Annotated in this window: 2 protein-coding genes and 1 pseudogene; 2 read left to right on the top strand and 1 reads right to left on the bottom strand. The window is 72.9% G+C overall.

The window, feature by feature from the left end:
- Positions 1-542: pseudogene (locus tag ACYVE9_RS21040) on the top strand (hypothetical protein); the annotation flags it as partial.
- Here ACYVE9_RS21040 and ACYVE9_RS21045 read toward each other — a convergent pair.
- Complete coding sequence (locus tag ACYVE9_RS21045) at positions 532-1,530, bottom strand: TAXI family TRAP transporter solute-binding subunit (RefSeq protein ID WP_461029449.1); 999 nt, start codon at positions 1,528-1,530, stop codon at positions 532-534. The pseudogene ACYVE9_RS21040 and the gene ACYVE9_RS21045 sit on opposite strands and share 11 nt — an antisense overlap.
- A gap of 78 nt (positions 1,531-1,608) precedes the next feature.
- On the opposite strand from ACYVE9_RS21045, the gene miaB reads away from it, so the two are divergent.
- The coding region (gene miaB / locus ACYVE9_RS21050; RefSeq protein WP_461029450.1) for a tRNA (N6-isopentenyl adenosine(37)-C2)-methylthiotransferase MiaB at positions 1,609-3,010 on the top strand (1,402 nt) is incomplete at its 3' end.

The following is a 3,010-nucleotide window of genomic DNA, read 5'->3' on the forward strand; positions in this document are numbered from 1 at the left end:
CGCTGCCGCTGGTGCGCGGCGGTGGCGGGCTGCGCGGCCTGCTGCCCGGAGGAAGCCGAGGCCCGCTCGGGCTGCTCACCGACGGACACCTGGGAGTCGGCGCGATAGGCGGCCCGGCCGGGTACGCGGATTCACCGCTGGCCCCCGACCCGGAGGGCCTCGCCGGGGTCGCCACCGCACCGGGGGACGCCGTCGAGGACGTGCTCGTCACCTCGCTCGACGGGATCAGCGCGCCGCTGCGGCAGCACCTGGGCCGGGACCTGCTGGTGGTGCTGGTCGCTCCCGGCACCGGCGTATGGGACAGCCGGCACTGGCTGAACGCCGGCATCATGCCCGAACTCGCCGCCGAAGTGCGGGCGTTGCGGATCCCCGCTGAACTGCTGGTCGCCGAGAGCTACCCCGGGGCGGCTGCCCACACGGTGCTGCTGGTGCGGCCCGACGGCCATCTGGGCGCCGCGCTCACCGGGGCGCGACGGGACGAACTGCGGGCGTGCGCGGAGGTGCTGACCGGCGGAGGCCCCCGGGAATCGCTCAGGGCTTGACCGCGCGGTAGTAGCGACGGGCGCCCTCGTGCAGCGGCAGGGGATCGGTGTAGATCGCCGTGCGCAGGTCCACCTTCTGCGCGGCGTGCACCTGGCGGCCGATGTGGTCGCGGCTGCTGATCAGCGAACGGGTCAGCCCCTCGGTCAGCGCCGCGTCCATCCGGTCGGTGGTGACCAGCAGGTTCGCCACCGCCACCGTCTTCACCGCCTCGCCGCGCTGCACCGCCGGGTAGGCGTCGGCGGGCATCACCGCCGCCCGGTAGTGCCGGGCCTGCGGATCGTCGGAGTGCAGCGCGGGCACCAGGTCGCCGAGCTCCACCAGCCGGATCTCGGTCCGAGCGGCGAGGTCCTGGACCGCGCTGGTGGGTAGGCCGCCCGTCCAGAAGAAGGCGTCCAGCCGGCCGCTCTCCAGCAGGTCCGGCGTGCGGTCGATGCCCTCCTGGACGGCCGTGACGTCCTTCGCCGGGTCCAGGCCGGCGGCCCGGAGCAGCCGTTCGGCGACCGGCCGCACCCCCGACCGCTCCTGGCCCACCCCGACCCGGAGACCGCGCAGGTCCGCTGCCTCCCGCACCGGTGAGCCGGCGAGCACGACCAGTTGCACGTAGTCGTCGTACAGCCGGGCGCAGGCGCGCAGCCGGTCCGCGTCCTCGCCGTCCTTCGCCAGGTAGGCGGCGACCGCGTCGGACTGGGCGATGGTGAAGTCCGCCTTGCCCGACACCAGGCGCTCGATGTTCTGCACCGAGCCCTCGCTCGCCTGCAACCGCAGGTCCACCGCCGGCAGGTCCCGCCGCAGCCGGTCCTGGAGCAGCGCGCCGTACCGCTCGTAGACACCGCTCGCCGACCCGGTGGCGAAGGTCACCCGGCCGCTGGGCGGCGAGCCGCCGGGCGGCAGCAGCCACCACAGGAGCAGCGCCAGCACGAGGGCGGCCGCGGCGGCGGCGCCGAGCGCGGCCCTGCCGACGGGACGGCGGATACGGAACGTGACCATATGACGGATCCTGCCATCCGCCGGGCGGGAAGGGGAGGGGCACCTCGGTCGGGGGAACGCGTAGGCTTGCTGACTGACATGACTGCGAAGACATATGAGCTGCGCACCTTCGGTTGCCAGATGAACGTCCACGACTCCGAGCGGATGGCCGGCCTCCTGGAGCAGGCCGGTTACGTGCGCGCGCCCGACGAGGCCGACGGCGCCGACGTCGTCGTCTTCAACACCTGCGCGGTGCGGGAGAACGCCGACAACCGGCTCTACGGCAACCTGGGCCAGCTCGCCCCGAGAAAGGCCGCCCGCCCCGGCATGCAGATCGCCGTCGGCGGCTGCCTGGCGCAGAAGGACCGCGACACCATCGTGCGCCGCGCGCCCTGGGTGGACGTGGTGTTCGGCACCCACAACGTCGGCAAGCTGCCGGTCCTCCTGGAACGTGCCCGCGTCCAGGAGGAGGCGCAGGTCGAGATCGCCGAATCGCTGGAGGCGTTCCCGTCGACGCTGCCGACCCGGCGCGAGAGCGCCTACGCCGCCTGGGTGTCGATCTCCGTCGGCTGCAACAACACCTGCACCTTCTGCATCGTGCCCGCGCTGCGCGGCAAGGAGAAGGACCGCCGGCCCGGCGACGTGCTCGCCGAGGTGGAGGCCCTCGTCGACGAGGGTGTCACCGAAATCACGCTGCTCGGCCAGAACGTCAACGCCTACGGCAGCGACATGGGCGACCGGGAGGCGTTCAGCAAGCTGCTGCGCGCCTGCGGCCGCATCGAGGGCCTGGAGCGCGTCCGCTTCACGTCGCCGCACCCGCGCGACTTCACCGACGACGTGATCGCGGCGATGGCCGAGACACCGAACGTGATGCCGCAGCTGCACATGCCGCTGCAGTCGGGTTCCTCGCGACTGCTGAAGGCGATGCGCCGCTCCTACCGGCAGGATCGGTTCCTGTCGATCATCGAGAAGGTGCGGACAGCGATGCCCGACGCGGCCATCTCCACCGACATCATCGTCGGCTTCCCCGGTGAGACCGAGGAGGACTTCGCGGAGACCCTGCACGTCGTGCGCGAGGCGCGGTTCGCACAGGCCTTCACGTTCCAGTACTCCAAGCGCCCCGGTACCCCGGCCGCCGAGATGGACGACCAGGTCCCCAAGGCCGTCGTGCAGGAACGCTACGAGCGGCTGGTCGCCCTCCAGGAGGAGATCTCCTGGGAGGAGAACAAGAAGCAGGTCGGCCGCACGGTCGAGCTGATGGTCGCCGAGGGCGAGGGGCGCAAGGACGGTGCGACGCACCGGCTGTCCGGCCGGGCCCCCGACAGCCGGCTGGTGCACTTCACCAGGCCCGACGAGCCGGTACGCCCCGGTGACATGGTCACCGTCGAGATCACCTACGCGGCGCCCCACCACCTGCTGGCCGAGGGTGCTCCGCGGGCGGTGCGCCGCACCCGGGCCGGTGACGCCTGGGAGGCCCGCACGGCCACGCCGGCGAACACCG

It is taken from the genome of Streptomyces sparsus (genome assembly GCF_054776295.1).

Coding starts and splice junctions, on each gene's coding strand:
- ACYVE9_RS21045 (WP_461029449.1), bottom strand. CDS start 1,530: ATGGTCACGTTCCGTATCCGCCGTCCCGTCGGCAGGGCCGCGCTCGGC.